At 48.3% G+C, this 22,623-nt stretch carries 18 protein-coding genes and 1 pseudogene; 8 read left to right on the top strand and 11 right to left on the bottom strand.

All coding sequences use genetic code 11. The annotated features are described in order from the left end of the window. Positions 1-86: 86 nt before the first annotated feature. Positions 87-2,801, bottom strand: coding sequence for a prolyl oligopeptidase family serine peptidase (locus tag ACN0TT_RS06480; RefSeq protein WP_417761319.1), 2,715 nt, complete (start codon positions 2,799-2,801; stop codon positions 87-89). A gap of 345 nt (positions 2,802-3,146) precedes the next feature. Here ACN0TT_RS06480 and ACN0TT_RS06475 point away from each other — a divergent pair, with 345 nt between their 5' ends. Together ACN0TT_RS06475 and ACN0TT_RS06470 are read left to right on the top strand one after the other, a co-directional pair. Next, entirely contained in the window at positions 3,147-4,154 is a 1,008-nt protein-coding gene (locus tag ACN0TT_RS06475; RefSeq protein ID WP_417761318.1) for an isocitrate dehydrogenase, read from the top strand. Between the two features lie 122 nt (positions 4,155-4,276). Further along, on the top strand, positions 4,277-4,624 hold the full coding sequence (locus ACN0TT_RS06470; protein WP_417761317.1) for a hypothetical protein: 348 nt from the start codon (positions 4,277-4,279) through the stop codon (positions 4,622-4,624). Positions 4,625-4,890: 266 nt separating this feature from the next. On the opposite strand, the gene rlmM is transcribed toward ACN0TT_RS06470, so the two are convergent. The 7 genes and pseudogenes from rlmM to pomA form a co-directional block, all read right to left on the bottom strand. Next, on the bottom strand, positions 4,891-5,961 hold the full coding sequence (gene rlmM, locus ACN0TT_RS06465; protein WP_417761316.1) for a 23S rRNA (cytidine(2498)-2'-O)-methyltransferase RlmM: 1,071 nt from the start codon (positions 5,959-5,961) through the stop codon (positions 4,891-4,893). A 45-nt stretch (positions 5,962-6,006) separates the two neighbouring features. After that, entirely contained in the window at positions 6,007-6,396 is a 390-nt protein-coding gene (locus tag ACN0TT_RS06460) for a DUF423 domain-containing protein (RefSeq protein ID WP_417761315.1), read from the bottom strand. Then, positions 6,393-7,040: an alpha/beta fold hydrolase gene (locus ACN0TT_RS06455; RefSeq protein ID WP_417761314.1), complete on the bottom strand. Its 648-nt coding sequence runs from the start codon at positions 7,038-7,040 to the stop codon at positions 6,393-6,395. Before ACN0TT_RS06455 ends, ACN0TT_RS06460 begins: the two co-directional genes overlap by 4 nt. After that, a complete protein-coding gene (locus tag ACN0TT_RS06450) occupies positions 7,021-7,932 on the bottom strand; it encodes a transcriptional regulator GcvA (RefSeq protein WP_417761313.1) in 912 nt (303 codons plus the stop codon). Before ACN0TT_RS06450 ends, ACN0TT_RS06455 begins: the two co-directional genes overlap by 20 nt. A 188-nt stretch (positions 7,933-8,120) precedes the next feature. Further along, entirely contained in the window at positions 8,121-9,575 is a 1,455-nt protein-coding gene (gene thiI, locus ACN0TT_RS06445) for a tRNA uracil 4-sulfurtransferase ThiI (RefSeq protein WP_417761312.1), read from the bottom strand. A 331-nt stretch (positions 9,576-9,906) separates the two neighbouring features. Continuing rightward, positions 9,907-10,848: pseudogene (locus ACN0TT_RS06440) on the bottom strand (flagellar motor protein MotB); the annotation flags it as partial. 3 nt (positions 10,849-10,851) lie between these two features. Then, positions 10,852-11,619, bottom strand: a complete 768-nt coding sequence (gene pomA, locus ACN0TT_RS06435) for a flagellar motor protein PomA (protein ID WP_417761311.1) — start codon at positions 11,617-11,619, stop codon at positions 10,852-10,854. Between the two features lie 367 nt (positions 11,620-11,986). Between pomA and xseB the strand changes: the two genes are divergently transcribed. The 3 genes from xseB to dxs are packed head-to-tail and all read left to right on the top strand — an operon-like array spanning position 11,987 to position 14,991. Continuing rightward, the gene (xseB, locus tag ACN0TT_RS06430; protein ID WP_417761310.1) at positions 11,987-12,226 is read left to right on the top strand and encodes an exodeoxyribonuclease VII small subunit; all 240 of its coding nucleotides are present in this window, start codon (positions 11,987-11,989) and stop codon (positions 12,224-12,226) included. Further along, positions 12,227-13,105 (top strand): (2E,6E)-farnesyl diphosphate synthase, encoded by an 879-nt coding sequence (gene ispA / locus ACN0TT_RS06425; RefSeq protein ID WP_417761309.1) that lies wholly within the window; start codon positions 12,227-12,229, stop codon positions 13,103-13,105. It begins immediately after the preceding gene. A 20-nt stretch (positions 13,106-13,125) separates the two neighbouring features. Then, on the top strand, positions 13,126-14,991 hold the full coding sequence (gene dxs, locus ACN0TT_RS06420; protein ID WP_417761308.1) for a 1-deoxy-D-xylulose-5-phosphate synthase: 1,866 nt from the start codon (positions 13,126-13,128) through the stop codon (positions 14,989-14,991). 65 nt (positions 14,992-15,056) lie between these two features. On the opposite strand, the gene ACN0TT_RS06415 is transcribed toward dxs, so the two are convergent. Together ACN0TT_RS06415 and ubiT are read right to left on the bottom strand one after the other, a co-directional pair. Beyond that, positions 15,057-16,430, bottom strand: coding sequence for a magnesium transporter (locus ACN0TT_RS06415; RefSeq protein ID WP_417761307.1), 1,374 nt, complete (start codon positions 16,428-16,430; stop codon positions 15,057-15,059). A 1,125-nt stretch (positions 16,431-17,555) separates the two neighbouring features. Continuing rightward, on the bottom strand, positions 17,556-18,074 hold the full coding sequence (ubiT, locus tag ACN0TT_RS06410; protein WP_417761306.1) for a ubiquinone anaerobic biosynthesis accessory factor UbiT: 519 nt from the start codon (positions 18,072-18,074) through the stop codon (positions 17,556-17,558). A 133-nt stretch (positions 18,075-18,207) separates the two neighbouring features. Between ubiT and ubiU the strand changes: the two genes are divergently transcribed. Together ubiU and ACN0TT_RS06400 are read left to right on the top strand one after the other, a co-directional pair. Next, positions 18,208-19,209 (top strand): ubiquinone anaerobic biosynthesis protein UbiU, encoded by a 1,002-nt coding sequence (gene ubiU, locus ACN0TT_RS06405; protein ID WP_417761305.1) that lies wholly within the window; start codon positions 18,208-18,210, stop codon positions 19,207-19,209. Between the two features lie 9 nt (positions 19,210-19,218). After that, positions 19,219-20,073, top strand: coding sequence for a U32 family peptidase (locus tag ACN0TT_RS06400; protein ID WP_417761304.1), 855 nt, complete (start codon positions 19,219-19,221; stop codon positions 20,071-20,073). Positions 20,074-20,128: 55 nt separating this feature from the next. On the opposite strand, the gene ACN0TT_RS06395 is transcribed toward ACN0TT_RS06400, so the two are convergent. After that, on the bottom strand, positions 20,129-20,821 hold the full coding sequence (locus ACN0TT_RS06395) for a hypothetical protein (RefSeq protein WP_417761303.1): 693 nt from the start codon (positions 20,819-20,821) through the stop codon (positions 20,129-20,131). A 476-nt stretch (positions 20,822-21,297) separates the two neighbouring features. On the opposite strand from ACN0TT_RS06395, the gene ACN0TT_RS06390 reads away from it, so the two are divergent. Further along, positions 21,298-22,578: a YjiH family protein gene (locus ACN0TT_RS06390; protein ID WP_417761351.1), complete on the top strand. Its 1,281-nt coding sequence runs from the start codon at positions 21,298-21,300 to the stop codon at positions 22,576-22,578. The last annotated feature ends 45 nt before the right edge of the window (positions 22,579-22,623 follow it).

Genomic DNA, 22,623 nt, shown 5'->3' with positions numbered 1-22,623 from the left:
TCCATCACGCTCTAGAGATAAAAATGCCACTCGCTCTTAAGCGAGTGGCATTAGCCAACTGGCTGCGTTTTTACTATTGGTAAGACTTACTCAGCCTTTGGCTCACGGTACGCTTCGCCTTCGGTAATCCAAGGGGCAGCCGCTTGACCTTTTAAATAATGGTCGAAATACTGCTTCATTCTGATGGTGTAATCCAACTTGTTAGGATACTTTTTCAGATGATGCGGCTCATCTTCATACTGCAGCATGATGACGTTTTTACCCGCTCGGCGCATCGCCATGTACATCTCAATCCCCTGCTCATATGGCACCGCGTCATCGCGGTCACCAAACATGATCAGCAACGGCGTCTGAATGCGGTCGACATAAAACACGGGTGAGTTCTCAATGTATTTCTGCGGCGCGGCCATCAAACTTTGCCCAATACGGCTTTGGCCAGTTTCATATTGGAATTGACGTGCCAAGCCTGAACTCAGACGAATGCCACTGTAAGCACTGGTCATGTTGCTGACAGGTGCACCCGCAACCGCTGCAGCAAACATATTGGTTTGAGTCACCGCAAACGCGGTTTGATAGCCACTCCATGAATGCCCTTGCAAGCCGATACGTTTAGGATCGGCAATGCCACTATCAATCAGCTTATTCACTGCGCTGGTCAGCGCCTTGACAGAGCTGATACCGGGATAACCGACTTCAAAGCGAATATCCGGCAGGAAAATCACATAGTCATCAGCCGCATACCAAGCAAAGTTAGGACGATGATTGACTTTCATATCCGGGAACGCATGTAAACGGTCGCTCATAAAGCGGTAGTAATACACCATCACGGGATATTTTTTGCCAGATTGATAGTTAGCGGGTTTGATAACTACGCCATCCATATCGCGGCCATCACCATCACGCCAACGCAACAGCTCCGCTTTACCCCATGGTAATGCGCGACGTTGCTTGTCTAAATCCGTTTGCTTGGTCGCTGACGCAGGCTGAGTCACCGTGGCGCTATACAGATCAGGGAACAGATCATAACGCTGCTGGCTAAACAGCAAGGTATTTCCTTTAGTGGCTCGCGCTAATACTGTCAGCTTTTCATCTTTGTTGAGTAGCGGCGTAACCCCCGCAGTGCCCACCGACGCACTATAAAAGCCGTCAGCTTTAGTGTGGTTGTTGTAGCCCTGCAGCAACAGCGTTTGCTTATCAGCCACCGTTGGCTCAAACGCTGAGTCTGGCTGCGCCAATGCTTCAACGCGATAGCTGACTTGCTGTTTGCGCCCTACTCCGCCCGTCAGCATAAAACCTTGATGCGAGCGAGTATCAAACTGCCAAATATCGTATTTGTCGTAGACCAATAACCCTTCATCATCAGTTAGCCATGGGCCAAAACCGTAACCAGGCGCGGCTGAAGGATAGTCATGGTCTTCATCCGAAAATGGCGTTTTAATGGCAGAGTTGAGCTGCACTTTATGCGCTTCAGCGATGTCATACAGGTAGATGTTGCCATGCTGATAGTAAGCAATATATTTGCCTTGCGGCGACAAAATTGGCTCGCTGGCCGACGGTTGTTGCGCCAATACCAGCTCGCGCTTACCCGTGTTTAAATCCACCAGATACCAGTCTTGATAAAATCCTGCCCATGTGATCATTTTACGGTATGGCACATCAGAGCTGGCTAAGGCAAATCGACGTTGCTGCGTTAGTTCAATGTCGGGCACTTGGCGATCGGCAAGTTGTACTACACTGCCGGACTTCACATGCAATACGGCCAAATAGGTCCGTTTCAGTTCGTCTGCATAATGCTTGATCTCGTTGGGTTTAATCAGCGAGTCATCGCCATGCCATACATTCAAACCACGTTGACCACGAATAACGCTTTCATCGTAAAGGTCTGCCTGTTTAGTCACTTTCGGCACAGTGAGTTGCTGGCTTAACTCTGGAACTCGGCCAAAGAACAACCGTTGCCCATCCGCAGAAAAACTGAGACTTACATAACGATTAATACGCCAACCATCGGCATCGGCCGCTGCGGTTTGCACCTGTTGGAATTTACCTTCGCCGAGGGTATACAGCGACAGTTGATACAGCCTTTGGTCGATATCGGTAGCCGCATCGCCCGAGGTATAGGCCAAGTATTGGCTATCGCGGCTCAGAGCTACCGTACCAATCTGCTGCGTTTTACTATTAACCAATTCGGCGACGTTAAATCCATCCAAACGCACTAACAGCAACTTGTGCAGTTGCTGCTCGGTATTGTTTTGCGCCAGCGCCACATAGCGGTTATCGAAAGCACTGCTCCACGCGCTGATATCATTAAAGCTATACTGCTTGCCACTGGCTAACTCTATCAGCGTCAGTTCGCTGCCACGATCAGCGGGCGACACTTTGGCTTTGCTATCCTTGGCGGTATCAGCGTTAGACTTATCATCATCCTTGGCTTTGTCGGCATCTTCAGCTTTATGCCATACCAGCAATTGCTTGCCATCTTCACTAAAGGCGAAGGATTTAACACGACCGAATTGCTGTTGTTCACCAGTAGCAGTGTTCACCAACACTAAGCTATCAGTCAGCTTTTTGCGCTCAGAGGCGCTGGCCTGCTCGCTGGCTAATAGAGATGGTTTAACAATAAAAGCGGCGTAAGCGCCGTCGGCAGAAAGTGTTGGCTTACTCCCCCCGGCCACGTTATAAGTTTTACCACTGCTCAATAGCTTGACCACACCACGGCTATCACCACGGTCTGGCGCGGCACTGTAAGCTAATACTTTGCCAGCAGGGTCTAACGCCTGCTCAGTGATCTGCTCAAAGTGCATAATGTCTTGCAACGTCAGAGTAGATTTTGCCGTCGCTGCGTACCCAAACTGGGGTAGCGTCAGTAGCGCTGCCAGTATTGATGTCTTAAAAAAAGACCTTCCTGTTTGATTTATGTTCGGCTTCAATGTCTAAAATCCATACTAAATGAATAAAAAGTATTCCAAATCGCGGGTTCTACGACTTTTAGACTACATAAAAACCCTGCACTTTGCCTTTGAATTCCTGTGAAAAGTGTTTAAAAGTGTTTAAAATAAAAGAGATCTAAATCACACAATTCAACTCGCAGGCTGTCCCCCAACTGCTTGCGAATTCTCGCTTAATGTTCAACCGTGGAAGGATTCTCCATGTCAAAAAGAACGATAACCGTAATCCCTGGCGATGGGATCGGTCCGAGCATTATTGATGCTGCCCTGAAAATTCTTGATAAAGCTGGCTGTGACTTTGAATACGAATATGCTGATGCAGGTTTAGCTGCGTTAGAAAAGCATGGCGAACTGTTGCCGCAGCGTACGCTCGACTTAATTGAAAAGAATAAAATCACCCTAAAAGGTCCACTGACTACCCCTGTCGGCGAAGGTTTTACCTCTATCAACGTTTCCCTGCGTAAGAAATTCAGCCTGTACGCCAACGTACGTCCAGTGCTGTCATTTGCAGGTACTAAAGCGCGTTACGACAATATCGATATCATCACTGTGCGTGAAAACACGGAAGGTATGTATTCAGGTATTGGTCAGAAAATCTCTGAAGATGGCAACACCGCAGAAGCAATGAGCGTGATCACTAAGCAAGGCGCTGAGCAGATCACTACATTTGCTTATGAACTGGCACGTAAAGAAGGCCGTAAAAAAGTCACTATCGTCCATAAAGCTAACATCATGAAATCGACTTCTGGCCTGTTCCTCAAAACAGCCCGTGAAGTGAGTCAGCGTTATCCAGATATCATCACTGAAGAGATGATTGTTGACGCAACCTGCATGAAGCTGGTGATGAACCCTGAAAACTTTGACGTGATTGTCACCACCAACCTGTTTGGTGACATTCTGTCAGATCTGTGTGCTGGTCTGGTTGGCGGTTTAGGTATGGCACCGGGTGCTAACATCGGTAAAGATGCGGCCATTTTTGAAGCGGTACACGGTAGCGCCCCAGATATCGCCGGTAAAAACTTGGCGAATCCAACCTCAGTAATTTTGGCGTCTATTCAGATGCTGGAATACTTAGGTATGGCGGACAAAGCGGCGCAAATCCGTAAAGCGGTGTCTGACGTGATTGCTGAAGGTGACCGTACAACTGCCGATTTAGGCGGTACTCACGGTACTACCGACTTCACCCAAGCGGTGTTGGATCGTCTGTAAGCAGTCGCTGCAGTTGAGATAAAGGATGGCATTTGCCATCCTTTTTTATTTACCGCCAACATTGCAATTAACCGATAAGCGTTGCAGCATTAACCGCCTAGTTACCTCAAATGTCCGCCAGCATGAGTGATAATCCCGTCAGCCATATCCGTATTGGCAAACATAAATTGATTGAGTACGAAGTGGCCAAAGAGCAGTGCTCCGCCCTCGGCCGTGCGGGTCGTGAACTGCGGCGATTACTGGCAGCGTTTTACGCTGATGAACAACAGCAATTTACCCAGTTAAGCCAACCACAGCACATTCAACAGTTAACCGATGCCACGCTGGCATTGATGATGACACGGGAATATCTCGGCTTTCAACACGCCAACCTTGATTGGATTGTGCAGGAGTTTAGCTTACCTGCAGAGGTGGTAGAACGTATCGACTTGCCCAAACCTAAGGGCTACCTTGGCCGCAGCGGCCGCTAATCTCTTGTCTGTTGCTGATGGAATGTTTCTGACGTCTAGGATTGAGTGGATGGCGGTCGTTGATCGTAGTCGTCACTTGAATGGGTTGTGCATCAAACGTTGCAAACCTAGCAATTTCAGCACCAAGACAGCTGCGTTTATGCTTAATGTGCGTGAGTTTCGTCAGCACGCAGCCCGCTTTATGGCTGCAAGGCATCTTAGGTCAGGCAGACGATATAGAAAAGGATGGCTACAGCCATCCTTTTCTATAACTCATGCGCGAGACGTTACGACTTTAACAAGCTTAAGTGAACGGTCACTTCATCGCGGTCATGGTACAGATGCTTACAGCGCAGCGTGAAATGATGCAGACCGTTCTCTTTAAGGATGGTATCCATGCGGCCTAAAATGGTACTGACTTCTTTATAGCGGCTTTTCATCGGCAGCTTGAGGTTAAACATCGCCTCTTGGAACCAACCTTTAATGGCCCATTGTTCCACCAACTCCGCCACACGTGAAGGTTTCTCAACCATGTCACATACCAGCCAGTACACGTTTTTACGTTTAGGCTCGTAGCGAAAGCCATCTTCACGAAAATGGGTCACTTGACCAGATTTCATCAATTCGTCTTGCATCGGCCCGTTATCAATGGCCGAAACAAACATGCCACGTCGGACCAGCTGATACGTCCAACCGCCGGGGCACGCGCCCAAATCGACCGCTTGCAGACCACCAGATAAGCGCTGTTCCGCTTCATCTTCTGGAATGAAGTGAATGAAAGCCTCATCCAATTTCAACGTTGAACGACTAGGCGCGGCAGGAGGGAATTTCAACCGCGGGATGCCCATAAAATACGGCGAGCTATTGAAGCTATAGGAGTAGCCCACAAACGCCTTATCCGAACCTAGAAAGCACACATGGATAATGGGTCGATTGTAGTTTTCCTTAGCGAGCAACTTACCTTGCTGTTTCAGCACTTGGCGTAGCGGCACCGTAAACTTGCGACAAAAGGTCAGTAACTCTTTCGCTTCATTGGTATCTGGCGTTTCGACGCGTAGCTCACCCGCTTTTGGGGCACCAGCCAACGCTTCAATAATGGGCGAAATACGGTCTTCTACGGGTAAGTCGGTGAGCAAGTCACTGCTAACAAACATCTGCCGCGCGAAGATTAGCCGCTCTAGTGACAACTCTCGCCCTAAGCGATCGGCATCTTCAGCTGTAAAACATTGAAACTGCACATAGGCATCTTTCGCGGCTTTAACAAAACCCGCCACCCCGAACAGATTGGCAACATCTTGGATCTCGGCGGCACAGTCTTTTTCATAGCCCGCGCGGCAGTATAAAAACAGGTTATTCATGGATAGCGGATATCATCGACCTAAAACGGCGGCAAGTATAACAAATCAAAGACCAGATTCATCCATACGATGACGATAAACCGCGGCAGCCAGTAACATCCACGCCACCAGCAAGCACACACCACCAAACGGAGTGACAATGCCCAACATTTTTACGCCCAATATGGCGTATAAGTAGAGCGAGCCAGAAAACAGCGCAATCCCCGCAATAAAGAAGCCTGCCGCCCAGTTGAGTAGGCGCGAGTTAATCCAGTGGCCTGCAAATGCAACGGCGATCAACGCGAACGTATGATAAAACTGATACTCTACGCCAAGGTTGAAAATGGCGATCAGATTGGGCGGCGCCACACTTTTTAAACCATGCGCGCCAAACGCACCTAACGCCACGGCAAAAAAACCGCTAATGGCGGCCAACATAAATAGCCCTTTTTTCATGGGTGACTCCTAACAAATGCCGTAATCGCAGCTACAGCTTGTTGATAATTCTGTGTTAATGAGACGTCAGCGCGCTTACGAGGTTCAAAACTGTGGTTGCCATCGGTTAAAAATACCACGGAGACACTGTCTGGTATTGACCAACGCTGCAATTGCTCACGGGTACCAAAGCTGTCACGTTCACCTTGCACGATGAGCAACGGCAATTGGCATTGTTCGATGGCCTCTAGTCGCGGCTCCGTTTTGCCCTTAGGTAAAAACGGATAGCCGAGGCTAATCACGCCTTTAACTATGTCAGGTAGCGGCTCACCAGCCAATATGGTCGCCATGCGGCTGCCCATAGATTTACCCAGCAAGAATACCCGTTGATAACGCTGTTCACGGCATACTTGCTGTAGCACCTCATTAAAACGTACTAACAACTTGGGCGCCCGATCTGGCGGACGGCGTTTACCATCCTCGGCGCGTTTTTGCATGTAGGGAAAGTTAAACCTAAGAACGGCGAAGCGCTGTTCAACCAATAAATCCGTCATGGCTTGCATAAACGGATGCTGCATATCGGCGCCCGCGCCATGGGCAAAAATCAATAAGGTGTCCGCATTGGGTGCGCTATCAAAGCGGCAATCATCCGGGGAGTAATTCACTGCGTGATTCCTCGGCAAACATATCTAACATCCACTCACGAAAAGCCACAATTTTTCCCAACTCGGCGTGTTTTTGTTGGCACACCAGATAGTAAGCATCTTTGCTGACGAGCACTTCTTGGAATGGACATACCAAACGGCCAGCTTGAATATCCGGCTTAGCCAGTACGCTATAACCCAAGGCCACACCTTGTCCGTGCGCAGCGGCCTGCAGCACCAGAGATGAATGGCTGAAAATCGGCCCTTGGTTGACGTTCACATCGGTCACGCCACATTGACGAAACCACGCTTGCCAGTCATGACGGCTCATATCATGCAACAAGGTATGATGCTTCAGATCCGCCGGCTGGCTGAGCGGCTTAGGGCCGTTTAACAACATTGGCGAACACACGGGGATCAACACTTCATTACGTAGTTTATCGGCGCGGAGGTTCGGCCAATGGCCTTGGCCATAATAAATCGCTACGTCCACATCATCAGTAAGCGAGCCGGATTCGCCATCTACCGCTTTAATGCGTACGTCGATATCGGGATTTTTTTCACTGAATTTTGCCAGCCGTGGCACCAGCCATTGAATGGCAAAACTGGGTGACATGCTGACCGTTAGCGAGCCAACCGCACTGCGGGCGAGCAAGCGGTCGGTGGCATCAGCCAGTTGAGTAAAGATATCCTTAATCTCAAGGAAATAGCTCTGCCCCTCTTCGGTCAGTAGCAGTGAACGGTTGCGGCGGCGAAACAACTTGAGCCCCAAAAAGTCTTCCAAGGCTTTGATCTGATGGCTAACGGCTGCTTGCGTCACAAACAGCTCTTCAGCCGCTCGGGTAAAGCTTAAATGCCTCGCCGCGGCTTCAAATGCTTTGACGGCATTAAGAGGTGGAAGGCGCTTACTCATAAAATTCCTTCAACATTATTATTAGATTTTCTAATCCGTATTTTGGCATCTTATTTATGGCGGGCGCTAGCATTTTTCGAGCAGGAGGCAGATTTTTTAAGTAACAGATTGGTGGTCTTGGCAGTTTGTATAAAAAAAGCCGCAGACCAATGCTGCGGCTTGAATAACTTTTTGCGTTATCGTCTCGGTTAAGGACGATACACTTTGACGTTGCTATGGCCCTGCTCCAGCAGATACAGCGCTTGCAGTTTGCTCATCACACCGCGTTCGCAATACAGCAAATAAGTTCTGCTGGTATCAAGATCGTTAAACGCCGTAGCCAACTTAAAGAACGGGATATGCAACACTTGGGTATCGCCCAATTGTAGCGGCTTACGTTCTTCCTCTTCTGGTGCGCGAATATCGATCACCACTTGCTGTTCGGCGACAGTGCTCACGGTTTCAGTTTCGGTGACTTTGGTATCCATAGTGGTAGCAATCTCACGAATATCGATCACTTCAGCTGCGGCCATGATACGGTCGAGCAGATCTTCAGAAAACTTAGTCTCTTGCTCTTCAATTTTAGACAATACCGCTTTCACTGTTGGACGTTGCGAAATCACACCACAATACTCGGGCATCGATTTGGCAAAATCTTCGGTGCCGATTTTACGGCTTTCATCAATAATGTCTTGCTTGTCCATGGTGATCAACGGACGCAAGATCAGCATATCGGTACAACGGTCAATCACGTTAAGATTGGTCAAGGTCTGACTCGATACCTGCCCTAAACTTTCACCGGTAACCAAAGCTTGAATGCCCATACGCTCAGCCACACGGCTAGCAGCACGCATCATCATGCGCTTGAGGATAACGCCCATCATGCCATTATCGATACGCTCTAAAATCTCTTCCACCACAGGTTCGAATGGGATGGTGACAAATTTTACTTTGTGCGACTCGCCATAACGCTGCCACAGATGATGCGCTACTTGTTTCACGCCAATCTCGTGCTGTGCGCCACCCAAGTTGAAGAAACAGTAATGGGTACGCGCGCCCTTCTTGATAAATTGGAAGCTAGAAACCCCAGAGTCAAATCCACCAGAAATCAGTGACAACACGTCTTCTTGAGTGGCGATAGGGAAACCGCCCAAGCCCGGTAGTTTCTTCTCAACCAGATACAGTTTGTCGTTGTTGATCTCAATATTGACTGTGGTGTCAGGGTTTTTCAATTTAACGCCAGCGGCGTCAGTGTGCTGGTTCAAACCACCACCGACATACTTTTCCACATCAATCGAGCTAAAGTCATGCTGACCTGAACGCTTCACGCGCACACAGAAGGTTTTCCCCGCCAGTGACGCACCAAACGCTTTGAGCGAATGTTCGTAGATTTCATGCACACTACTAAAGCTGTACTCATTCACTTGGCTGATGGTCGAGATACCTGGAATACAACCAAGGCGCTCAGCAAACACATCAACCAGCTCAGGCTTACCCGTAGGCACATGCACCATGATGCGGTCCCACTGTCTTAGTACAGCAGCGTCTTCATCAACTTTTTTAAGAACATTACGAATATTTGATTCGAGCATTTTGGTGAAACGCATTCTCACCGGCTTACTCTTCATCATGATTTCAGGGTACAGCTTAACGATAAACTTCATGGAACTTCCGCAAAAAACAGCATTAAAATCGGCAATCGGCGCAGTATAGCAAAACAGCAGTACTACTGCGCAAATAAAAGCACATCGGCCGATATGCTTTGCATCGAGGTGTAGCATTCTAGACACAACAAAAATGCCGACATGATGTCGGCATTGGCAGCTTATAGCTTGCTTAGTTGACGAAGCGCCACTGGTCGCGCTTCGTTCATAAGCTGTCTAATTTGAAAAATCAAACACAACAGCTCAACCGCGCCAGCACTTAATTTGCCGGTGGGGGAGCGGTGTTATTCGCCGCGGCATTATCATTACTCGCTGGTGCACTTCCATTCGCGGGGGCTGGTATTGCTTGAATTTCATCACGCGACTCCATTGCTTTACCTTGCTCAATGCTAATTTCTACACGACGGTTACGGGCACGATTTTCCGGCGTAGTATTAGGTACCAAAGGATGGGTTGATGCCATGCCCACCACTTTCATACGTGATTGGTCAAAACCATTAACATGGATTAACTCATGCGCCACAGCTACCGCGCGTTGCGAAGATAAGTCCCAGTTAGATTGATATAACTCGTTGCTGATATTAGAGGAATCGGTGTAACCCGACACAGTGATAATCCCCGGCACATCTTTAAGCAGTTCCCCAACAGCGCGGATCACGGGACGAAATTGTGGTTGTAGGAAGCCAGAGCCGGAAGCAAACGCGCCTTTTTCACGAATGCGAATAATGATCTGTTGCCCCAACGCTTCCACTTCAATCGCACCATCAACAATCTCTTTATTGAGTTGTTCGGCCAGCTTTTTCGCTTCTTCATTCACCGCTTGCTGTTGCGCTTGCTCTGCTTGAGACGTTTGGGTTTCCGCCACATCTTCATCCTGCGCGGAAGCCGAAGCTTCACCACCACGTTGGTCGCCGTTTTGCTGCTGGTTGCCACCAGAGCTATCGTCTTCACCGGCTTGATAGGTCAACGTCGGCTCAGTCATCTCATTGGTTTGCTGGTTGATAATTTCGATTGGCGTCGGATCGGGCCGACCCGGGCGGAATTCCAAAGCGATGACCGACGTCCCTTTCGGAATATCTTTGACTTCAACTTTATTTTGTACGCCGAAGGCATACTTCATTGAACCCGCAATCTGTTTAAACTTCAGTACGTCCATCTCAGAAAACGCAAGCAACAATACGAAGAAGCACATCAATAGCGACATCAAGTCGGCAAAGGTTGCCAACCAAGCAGGAGCGCCTGGAGGTGGACATTCACACTTTGGCTTAGCCATGGATTACTCTCCGCCTGTGGTGTCGACTTTACGCTGACCTTCGGCGAGATAGTTTTTCAAGAAGCCTTCAATCACACGCGGGTTTTGGCCGTCTTGAATGGCCAATACCGCATCCATAATCAAGTTGCGGTTACGCATCTCTTCACCCATCCGCAGCGATAACTTGTCGGCGATGGGAATACACACCATGTTAGCGATAATTGCGCCATACAAAGTTGTTAACAACGCCACCGCCATCGACGGACCAATGGATTTAGGGTCATCCATGTTCTGCAGCATAGCCACCAAGCCGACCAATGTACCAATCATCCCCATCGCCGGCGCTACATCACCAAACGCCTTAAAGATACTAATGCCCGTTTTGTGACGCTCTTCCGTTAAAGCAATGTCCTTCTCCAACGCTTCTCGCACGACCTCACCATCGTGACCATCCACCAGCATATCGACCGCTTTCTGCATAAAAGAGTTGGAAATTTGTGCTTCCTCCAACGCCAAAAAGCCCCCTTTACGCGCCGCATCCGCCATTGTCACCGATTGTTCAATCAGCTCTTCGGGCTTGTCTAACTTGAACATAAACGCTTTGATGGCAATTTTCACCGCACCGAGAAACTGCTTCAGATTAAATTTCATCATCACCACGAACATACTGCCAGCCACCACGATGAGTACGGACGGCACATCAATAAAAGTGCCGATGCCACCAGTTGTTGCCATTGCGCCGAGAACAAAGCCGAACCCGCCAATAAGCCCAATAATCGTTGCTAAATCCACTGTTGCTCCTCGAGAGAATGATTGCTCATTATCGTGACTACTCTGGCGCTATGCTGCCATGTTCAGTCTAATCCTACGATGAGTAAGTATAACCAACTTACTCTAAATTAACGGGTTCTATTTTGTTTATCGGTCATAGCTCCGCCAAGTTTAGAAAGAATTTTAGCGAAACCAAAGGTTTTTATGTCACAAACCGTGCGGTGTGACAAAGAACCAAGCAGCTCATTTGACCGTTAGTCATCACTGATATAACGTTTGCGACTTTCTCGCTGCGCATTGCAGCCCCATTATGGTGAAAAGGATGGTCGCCGTCCTGCCGTGTTGGCTGGTATACTCTCGTCCCAGATTGGAATAACAGGATTTTGAAGTGGCTAAGAAACCCGAAAATCTCAGTTTTGAGCAGTCACTCGGTGAGCTGGAGCAAATAGTCAACGAACTTGAACAAGGCGACGTCGCTTTAGACGATGCACTAAAGCAGTTTGAACGCGGCGTGCATCTGGTACGCGCCAGTCAAGACAAGTTAGAGCAAGCGCAACAGAAAGTCGCGATTTTGCTGGCGAACGACGCGGAAGCACCACTTTCACCGTTTGAATCTGAGGAACAGTAATTGTTATCTGACGCTATTACCCGCTATCAACAACGCGTTAATCAGCACCTAGCCTCATTGCTTGACAAACTCGTCTCAACCGACGCTTCTCTCAAAGCGGCCATGCAACATGGCGTGCTACTCGGTGGTAAGCGTATACGACCATTTTTGGTGTACGCCGTGGGTGATATGTTAGGCGTGCCCTTACACAAGTTAGATAACTGTGCCGCCGCCATTGAATGCATTCATGCATACTCGTTGATCCATGATGATTTACCAGCAATGGACGATGATGCGCTGCGCCGTGGGCAACCCACAGTACATGTCGCTTTTGATGAAGCAACCGCCATTCTTGCGGGTGATGGCTTGCAATCATTGGCATTTGATATTTTAACCTCCCCAAGCGAATTTTCCGCCGAACAGCAACTAGCGATGGTACGTTCGTTGGCACAAGCTGCTGGCTATAGTGGTATGTGCGGTGGCCAGGCGTTAGATATGGCCGCCACCGACAAGCAGATCAGCTTGGCCGAACTGACCCAACTGCACCGCTTAAAAACCGGAGCGTTGATCCAATGCGCAGTCGAACTGGCAGTCATTGCCGCAGCGGGTGATGCTATTACTCAGAAAAAACTACGCCAATACGCCGATGCCATTGGCCTTGCCTTCCAAGTGCAAGATGACATTTTGGACGTCACCAGCTCCACTGAGGAACTCGGTAAACCACAAGGTTCAGATACAAAGTCTAATAAAAGTACCTATCCACGTTTGCTAGGCTTAGAAGGTGCCAAAGCCACCGCCGAACAGCTGTTACAGGACGCACTATCAGCCTTGGATGATTTGCCCTACAATAGCCAACTAATTGCAGAATTCGCCCGCTATATCATTGAACGGCGAGTATAAATAACCTAATGAATGATTTTATGAACCTGGATATTTCTCAGTTTCCGGTACTAGCACAGGCGAATACGCCAGATGAAATGCGTGCATTACCACAGGCAGTATTGCCTCAATTAGCCGATGAGCTTCGCGCCTTCTTATTGCAGTCAGTTGGCCGTTCAAGCGGGCACTTTGCCTCTGGACTCGGCACCGTTGAGCTGACTGTCGCGCTGCATTATGTATTTAATACGCCGTTTGATCGTCTAGTGTGGGATGTAGGCCACCAAGCCTACCCGCACAAAATTCTGACTGGCCGCCGAGAACAGATGCACACCATCCGTCAAAAAGAAGGTCTGCACCCATTCCCTTGGCGCGAAGAGAGTGAATATGACACCTTCAGTGTTGGCCACTCTGGCACCTCTATCTCCGCCGCATTAGGTATGGCCATTGCTGCCGACAAAGAACAAGCAGGCCGTAAAATTGTGGCAGTGATTGGTGATGGCGCCATGACTGGTGGTATGGTGTTTGAGGCACTCAACCACGCTGGCGATCTGCATAAAGACATGCTGATTGTGCTAAACGATAACGAGATGTCGATCTCTGAAAACGTCGGCGCGCTGAATAAACACCTAGCACAACTGATGTCCGGTCGCTTCTACACCACTATCCGCGAAGGCGGTAAGAAAGTGCTTAAGGGCATGCCGGTCATTAAAGAGATGGCGCGCCGCACCGAAGAACATTTGAAAGGCATGATGGTGCCGGGCACCTTGTTTGAAGAGTTGGGCTTTAATTACATAGGCCCAATCGATGGCCATGATGTCGATGCCATGGTTGAAACCTTGCGCAATATGCGCGGTCTGCAAGGGCCGCAGTTGCTGCATATTATGACCAAGAAAGGCAAAGGCTATGAACCCGCGGAAAAAGATCCGATTGGTTGGCATGCGGTGCCTAAATTTGACCCGACTCAATTCCGTAAGCCAGATACCAAACCGGGCTTGCCAACCTTCTCAGAAATCTTCGGTAAATGGCTGTGCGACATGGCTAGCCGCGATGAGAAAGTGCTAGGTATTACACCTGCAATGCGTGAAGGCTCTGGCATGGTAGAGTTTTCACAGCGTTTCCCTGAGCAATATTTTGATGCGGCGATTGCCGAGCAACATGCAGTTACGCTGGGAGCGGGTTTTGCCTGTGAGGGCTACAAACCTGTTGTTGCTATCTACTCCACCTTCTTGCAACGCGCCTATGACCAACTGATCCACGATGTGGCCCTGCAACGCCTGCCAGTGCTGTTTGCCATTGATCGTGGCGGCATTGTCGGTGCCGATGGTCCAACCCACCAAGGTGCGTTTGACCTGACCTTCCTACGTTGTGTGCCAAACATGGTAATCATGGCACCATCAGATGAAAATGAATGTCGTCAGATGCTATACACAGGTTATTGTTATCCAGATGGCCCTGTCGCTGTGCGTTACCCACGTGGCAGCGCCACAGGCGTAAAAGCAGAAGAACAGATGACTGCACTGCCTATCGGCAAAGGAGTCATCAAACGCCAAGGTAACAAAGTCGCCATCATCAACTTTGGTACTACTCTGGCGGCCACATTAGAAGCCGCTGAATCACTGAATGCCACCGTAGCCGATATGCGCTTTGTAAAGCCATTAGACGAAGCACTGTTGCTAGAATTAGCCGCCAGCCATGATGTGTTAGTCACCGTTGAGGAAAACGTGATTATGGGCGGTGCAGGCAGTGGCGTACTGGAAGTATTAGCCAAGCAGAAAATCTGCAAACCAGTGTTACAAATAGGCTTACCTGATGAGTTTGTCAAACATGGAGCACCAGCAGAAATCATTGCTGAGCTTGGACTAGATGCCAAAGGTCTGTTGCAAAAGATCGAGACCTTTATCGCCTAAGCTCGCGACCGTTACCAACAAAAACGCTCTGTTAACTAACAGAGCGTTTTTTATTGCGCGAAGCACTAGAGATAGAACATGCTAGCGACGCCTAAAAAGGCAAAGAACCCCACCACATCAGTCACTGTGGTTAGGATAACCGAGCCTGATAACGCCGCATCTTGATTGAGCTTCTGCAATAGCATCGGGATGGCCACACCGGCCATCGCCGCGATCACCAAGTTGATCAAAATAGCGATGCCTATGGTGATACCCATTGTGACATCACCAAACCACCAGCCTGCAACCGCCCCAATGACGAACGACCAAGCCACACCGTTAATGGCGCCGATCGCTAATTCGTTGCGCAATAACGCCAACAAGTTACCGATAGAGACCTGCCCCATTGCCATACCGCGGATCATCAAGGTTAAGGTTTGCGAACCCGCAATGCCGCCCATAGACGCGACAATCGGCATTAATACTGCCAGCGCCACCACTTTATCTAACACGTTCTCAAACATGCCAATGGTGGCCGAGGCGAGAAACGCAGTTAGCAAGTTAATGCCGAGCCATACTGCACGACGTTTAGCGCCAGAGAAAACCGGCGCAAACAAGTCAGCGCTTTCATCCATACCGGCATGCGCCATCATCTGCGCTTCATAATGTTCACGCACTAACGCGGTGGCAGTTCGCAAGGTCAGGCGGCCAATCAACACACCATCAGCATCCACAACCGGCAGCTCAGTCACCGCACTGTGCTCAATGGCTTCCACCGCATCTAACAGTGACATATCGGCGCGCAGTACGCGCCATTCATCTTCAACGATATCAACTAACTTAGCTTCCGGCTCGGCGCGGAAGACTTGATAGCGGTTGATACTCGCGACATATTTGTCGTTTTCATCGACCAAAAATACGCTGGAGCAGCAGTCCAGCGCGGTACGGCGGAAAAAACGCTGCGCCTGCATCACTGTGGCATCGGTGGTGAGCGCCAACAATTGGTGATCAACGTAACGACCAATCTGGTTGTCACTGTATTGATCAAACAGCTCATAGCGTTCGCGATGACGATGGCTAACTAGTTCTAACGCACGCTCGATGTAACGATCGGGTAGCGAGTCACTCCAATCGATCATCGCCTCAGGCGTCAAGCTGGCAAAAATGCTATCTAATTGCGCTTCATCTAATTGCCGCAAGATGCTAAATCGTGCTTCGGCACGCATCTCGCTAAGCACGTCCACACGTTCGCTTTCTTCTACCTGCAGCCAACGTTGATAACGTTGTTCTAGCGGCAACGACTCAAGTAGCAAAGCGATCGTGCCAGCATCAAGTTCTTCGAGGACTTCGTCAAAAAGCTCAGCTTGAGCTTCCCCATCAGCCTGCGTGACCGATTGGATCATCTGTCCAACATCTTGGATTGGATCGTCTTGTGGGACGTTAGAATCGCTCAAGGTCATCTCCTATCGGTTCATAAAAGCACTAAAACATAAGACCAAGCCAACATCGCTTGCTCATACTGCGCCAAATAAAATAGCACGCTTTGGGCGATTAAGACTAACATCCGATAAATCTTAAATTTTTATTTCTCCAAATATTCAATATGTTAGATGAACAACTTCAAAATATTTCAAAATTTATCAAATATAGTGGGAACTCTATTCACGGTTTCTCGTCAAACATAGTGAACGGATTTTTTGTTCATCATTCTCCCTAGCGGGGCTTCTAGCGCGGCCCCATTGATCCAGATGGATCGAGAGGCAGCTTACTTAAGCTGCCTTTTTTTATGACCCAAATTCTGACCCACTAGCAGCGTAGCCAAACTAAGCAAGGAACGAAAATTCTTCGCGCGACTCTGGAGTTATCAACAACAGCAATTCAAGGCAGCTAGCTGCGACATGCTGTAGTACCGCAGGCGAACGAGGCAATGCGTTAGCGTCGCACGGGACATATTCACACCTTCCCTTTATGTTTGTTGTGGGAGAATGGTGAACTCATCACCGTAAGAACTTGCTCACATACCGTCAATGTCTAAAAGTAAAAAATGGCAAGCAACGAGCCGCTGCGAAAAATTTTAGATTTTATTTAGCAGCGTGGAACTTTAGTCATTTGGCTCTGTCATAAATTATGAAACTGCTTAATGTGTTTTGTCTCCTGAATAACACTTGTACTAGCGCACAAGTCTTTATTCATCTCCAACTACTTATATTTTAACGGCAACCTTAGGTTGCCGCTTTTTTTTGTGATTTTTAAAAATTTTCTGAACTTCTTTCAAAGGTCATAGTCATAACTTTTGAAGCGAATGTGTTTCATCATCATCCTCCCTTGGAACCGTTGGACTAGCGCACAACCGTTCCACCTAAAGAGTTAAGGCAGTCAAATGACTGCCTATTTTTTTGCTTAAAAATCCTGCCAAATCATATTTTTTTACTATTTGCATTATTTTATTGAACTAACTTAATCAGCTTGAGTCTGAATAATTGAAACGATTTTTTGTTCATCATCCATCTCCCTTTTTTGGTGTTAGCGCAACCAAACTGAATTAATTGAAGCGACCCTCGGGTCGCTATTTTTTTGGCTGATTTTTACAAGTATATGGCTTGGCGAGAAGATTTTTGTTGTAACCAAACCAATGCCTTAGACGCAGACGATAACCCTAACTTTAATACCGGCATGAGTTGATCATAATCGAGGGATGTAAGCAGGTTTTTCACTTGTAGCCCTAACTCGGTATCGCCTTCAATGGCTAACTCGCGGCGGAAGAACAACGAATCGGGATCTTCAACACCAGCGGCGATCAACAGCAAGTCATCACTGTTGGCAATAAATCTAACATCAGGTGCCTTTACCGGCCGAACCACTAAGCCATGCTGATATCCGATCTCAAAGCGCAATTGCAGATCGGTTATCTCAATCGCCACCCATTTACCCGCGAGGAAATCTAACGCGTTTTGCTGCAATGCCTCTTTAAGCATGACATGACAAAGTTGCAGCAGCAGCTGCTCTTTGATGGCAAATGGGGTCAATGTTAACGGTTTGGCTAACAAAGTAGGCGCCTTGCTAATCACCGCATCGGCGAGCTGGCGAGGGAAAATAAAAGGCATTGCTATGGTCGTCCCGCAGAAAAATGCTGTTAGTTTACTGACTGTTTATGTTGATAATACTGTTTTAAATCAATTTCATGAATATCTATCCCCGTTAATATTCCTGCTCTAACGGAATGTAAGGGATAGATTCATGGAACTCCTCTGCCCTGCGGGCAACATGGCCTCGTTAAAAGCCGCACTCAACGCTGGCGCCGATGCGATTTATCTGGGTATTAAAGACAATACCAACGCCCGCTCATTTGCTGGGCTCAATTTCACACCAGAAACATTGAAACAAGCTGCTGCGTTAATCAAACGGGCGGGTAAAAAAATGTATCTGACAATCAACACCTTTCCGCAAACGGGACAGGAACAGCGCTGGTATGATGCCATCAATGCCGCAGCAGACTATCAAGCTGATGCGTTAATCATGGCCGATATTTCGCTATTGGATTATGCCAGCCAACATCATCCGCAGTTGCCGTTACATCTGTCGGTACAAGCCAGTGTGACCAACGCTGCCGCGCTTAACTTTTTCCAGCAGCAGTTTGGTATTCGTCGGGCAGTGCTGCCACGGGTACTATCGCTAAAACAGATTCGAGACCTCGCCAAAGACACCAGCGTAGAACTTGAAGTGTTCGCCTTTGGTAGCTTGTGCATCATGGCCGAAGGCCGTTGTCAGCTATCCTCATATGTCACGGGGGAGTCCCCCAACCGTGGCGGCTCCTGTTCGCCCGCTAAACATGTACGCTGGCACGAGGCTAACGGCGAGCGCCTCACACGCTTAAATGATGTATTGGTTGATAAGACAGGCGTTGAAGAGAACATCGGCTATCCGGTGATCTGCAAAGGCCGTTACTTGGCTGATGGTACAGAGCAACCCGAATTTATTCTCGAAACCCCTACCAGCTTGAGCACACTCGAATTACTGCCGGAACTAGCACGCTCTGGCGTTGGCTCACTCAAAATTGAAGGACGACAACGCAGTCCGGCCTATGTTTCACAGGTTACCAAAGTATGGCGACAAGCCATCGATACTTACCTGCGCGCCCCCGAGCACTATCAAAGCCGAGCCATCTGGCAACAAGTGCTCGCCAAAGTGTCGGAAGGACAAGCCACCACCGCAGGTGCTTATCAACGTAGTTGGCAATAGGATATTTACATGAAGTTTTCTCTCGGCCCATTGCAATATTGCTGGGACAAGCCGGCGGTAGAGGCGTTTTACCAAGCCGCCGCCAAAAGTCAAATTCCGTTGATTTATCTCGGTGAAACGGTCTGCAGTAAGCGACGTAAACTCCGCTTTGGTGATTATCTGGCATTAGCGCAGCTATTACGCGATGCCGGTAAATCGGTAGTGCTGTCAACACTCGCATTAGTGGAATCTCGTTCAGAGCTCGCAGAGCTTAAAAAACAGCTTGATAACGGTGAGTTTCTAATTGAAGCCAACGACATGGGCACCGTCGCGTTGGCCAATCAGCTCAAGTTACCGTTTGTATGCGGCCCCAGCATCAATAACTACAATATTACCAGCCTGCAAAAAATGGCCAGTTGGGGGATGCAACGCTTTGTGATGCCGGTAGATTTATCTAAACAGTGGCTAGCGACCATCATTGAGCAGCAACCGCAGTTTGAGATTGAAGTGCTGGGTTATGGCTATCTACCACTTGCACACTCGGCTCGCTGTTTTACTGCCCGCCACCATGGGCTAAACAAAGATAATTGCGAGACCATCTGTGCCAATCATCCGCATGGGTTGCTGAGCCAAACGCTGGAGCACCAACCGCTATTGCGCCTCAACGGCATTCAAACACAATCCGCAGCATGTATGGATTTACGGGATGAAATTCCGCAAATGGAACAGTTGGGCGTCGATTGGTTTAGAGTGTCGCCCGACAGCTTGGAGAGCGTGGCGTTTACTGAAGCGCTGATCGACGGCGAACGTTCCGTGAGTAAGCATCAGCTCACCTGCAATGGTTATTGGCATGACACTGCTGGGATGACCCTCAGCCATAATTAGCGATGAGATAACTGCGCTGCAGCATCTACCGTGGCGGGTATGTGCTGCAGTTTACTTAATGCGGTTGATGACGTAAGCAGTAATATTTGTCGATCAGCAGGGTCAAAATCCACAGGATAAAGACCGAAAAACTGAACCATTCGATACAAGCTGGTAACCACACATCGGGCCTGCCACCTTCCAACACCATCTCATGGTAGAACGGCCGATCGCCGTCAGTAAGGCCTAACTTAAATAGCGGTAATAAGAGAAAGCTGGACTGCCCCACCAGCGCCAATCCAGCCGGAAACCATGACCACGTCTTGAATACCTGTTGAAAACCTAAAGCAAGATTGACCAGATAAAATAGCGCACTCAATGAACCTAGAATAAAAAACCATTTCAACATGATGATATGCAGGTGGTACACATTGAGTGGAAACAGGCCGATCCCTGCCAGCGTAAAGCAGGCAAATGCCATGGCTAAGTAACACAACGCTCCCGATACCGACTTGGTTAACGGCATGGAATACAGACAAAACAACACTAAGCACAAGCTACCGAAGAATAAACCACCATTTAACACCACCGCCAACGGTGAATGTCCATAGTTACCTAACTCACTCATGGTGTAATTCAACGGGGAAATAGCATACGAGGCAGACGCAGCCGCGCCCACCAGTGCAATAACTACACTAGCGACAATCCCGAAAACGCCCAATCCGCCAAATCCAACAGCAAGACGAGCTAGTCGCGTTTGTTTTTCCATGATTGTCGTTTCCTTAAAACAGACGCGCCTAGGAGTTAAAAACAATCAACAAAGGTCAACACCTTACGTTGCACGTAAGATTAATGTGTCACTGAGAAGAATGTTTGACCAGCATCAAAACCAAGGCTGATATGGATAAAAACTATCGAATAAATAATAACATTAGCCACTTTAGCTTTTCATATTATTTAACTTGGCTAAGTTCACTCTTTGAAGACATTGCGCCACTTTCGCACGTTTTCGTGATGTCGATAGCTCAGCAAATGGCTCCGTTTTCAGTCGGGTAAATTTACAAGCCATTAGCTAACAGGTAACCTTAGCGTTTTGCCGCTGTTATACAGTGAATTGGCGATCCCCCCAAATGATTACTCGCCGCTAAGCAACAATGGATAATTGATGTGACAACAATAAAAAAACATTCATTAAAACAATTACTGACCTTCATCGTGCCATCGCTTGTTGGCGTATTTCTGTTCATGACGCCAATCAGTTACCAAGACGCAGTGACTATTCCAGTCGCGTTGCTGGCAAAAGCATTGCAAGCGTTCATTGGCGACGCAATTACTGGGCTATTAACAGTGGTGGTGTTAGTGATGGCGGTCGTCAGTTTGGCGGTAAAGCTATTGCGACCGAAGTTTATCCGTAAAGATGGGTTTTTAAACAACTTACTGAACGTGAATCTTTTTTGGCTAAGCATGCGCTTATTGGGTGCCGTGTTTATCTTCCTTACCTATTTTAATCTCGGCACTGATGTTATCACCTCCTCAGAAACTGGCGGCCTAGTACTTAACGATTTATTACCTACACTATTTTGTGTGTTTTTCTTTGCCGGACTATTACTGCCGTTACTGCTCAACTTTGGCCTGTTGGAGCTGTTTGGTACCCTGCTTACCACGATTATGCGGCCGCTATTTAACCTGCCAGGCCGCAGTGCGATTGACTGTGTTGCATCTTGGTTAGGCGATGGTAGCGTCGGGATCTTGTTAACCAGTAAACAATATGAAGATAAATACTATACCCAGCGCGAAGCGGCGATTATCGGCACCACGTTTTCTGCGGTGTCTATCACCTTTAGCTTAGTGGTTATCGCTCAGGTGAAACTTGAAGCGATGTTTGTGCAGTTCTATTTAACCGTGTGTTTGGCTGGCTTAGTCGCTGCGGTCGTGGTGCCGCGTTTACCACCACTACGCTGGAAAAAAGATAACTACATTGATGGCTCACCACGCCAAGAGCATGACGAAGCGATACCAGAGCACCACCATGTGGTTTCGTGGGGCTTTCATCTAGCAATGGAAAAAGCCAGTAACTTTGGCGGCGTTAAGCAGCTTATTACTGAGGGCGGTAAAAACGTCATCGATATGATTTTTGGTATTATTCCTGTGGTTATGGCCATCGGGACTACGGCGTTGATTATCGCCGAACACACGCCGATTTTTAACTATCTTGGTATGCCATTTCGCCCACTTTTAGAGTTGCTGCAATTACCTGAAGCCATTGAAGCCTCTAAAACCATTGTGGTGGGATTTGCCGATATGTTTATCCCGTCGATTCTGGCCAATGATGCTATCCACGCCGACATCACCCGCTTTGTTATTGCTGCATTGTCGGTCACGCAGCTGATCTACATGAGTGAAGTCGGTGCGCTGCTAATAGGCAGCAAAATCCCAGTAAATGCAGGCGAGTTATTTGTGATTTTCTTGCTACGTACCTTAGTTACTCTGCCGGTGATTGCCGGTATGGCTCACCTGTTTTTCTAACGCGTTAATATCACTAATGCCCAACGACTAGCCCTATTCATTCGA

This window comes from Shewanella sp. (assembly GCF_048265805.1).
Taxonomy (GTDB): Bacteria; Pseudomonadota; Gammaproteobacteria; order Enterobacterales; family Shewanellaceae; genus Shewanella.
The sequence above is the reverse complement of the archived record's forward strand: the minus strand, read 5'-3'. Positions and strand labels throughout refer to the sequence as shown.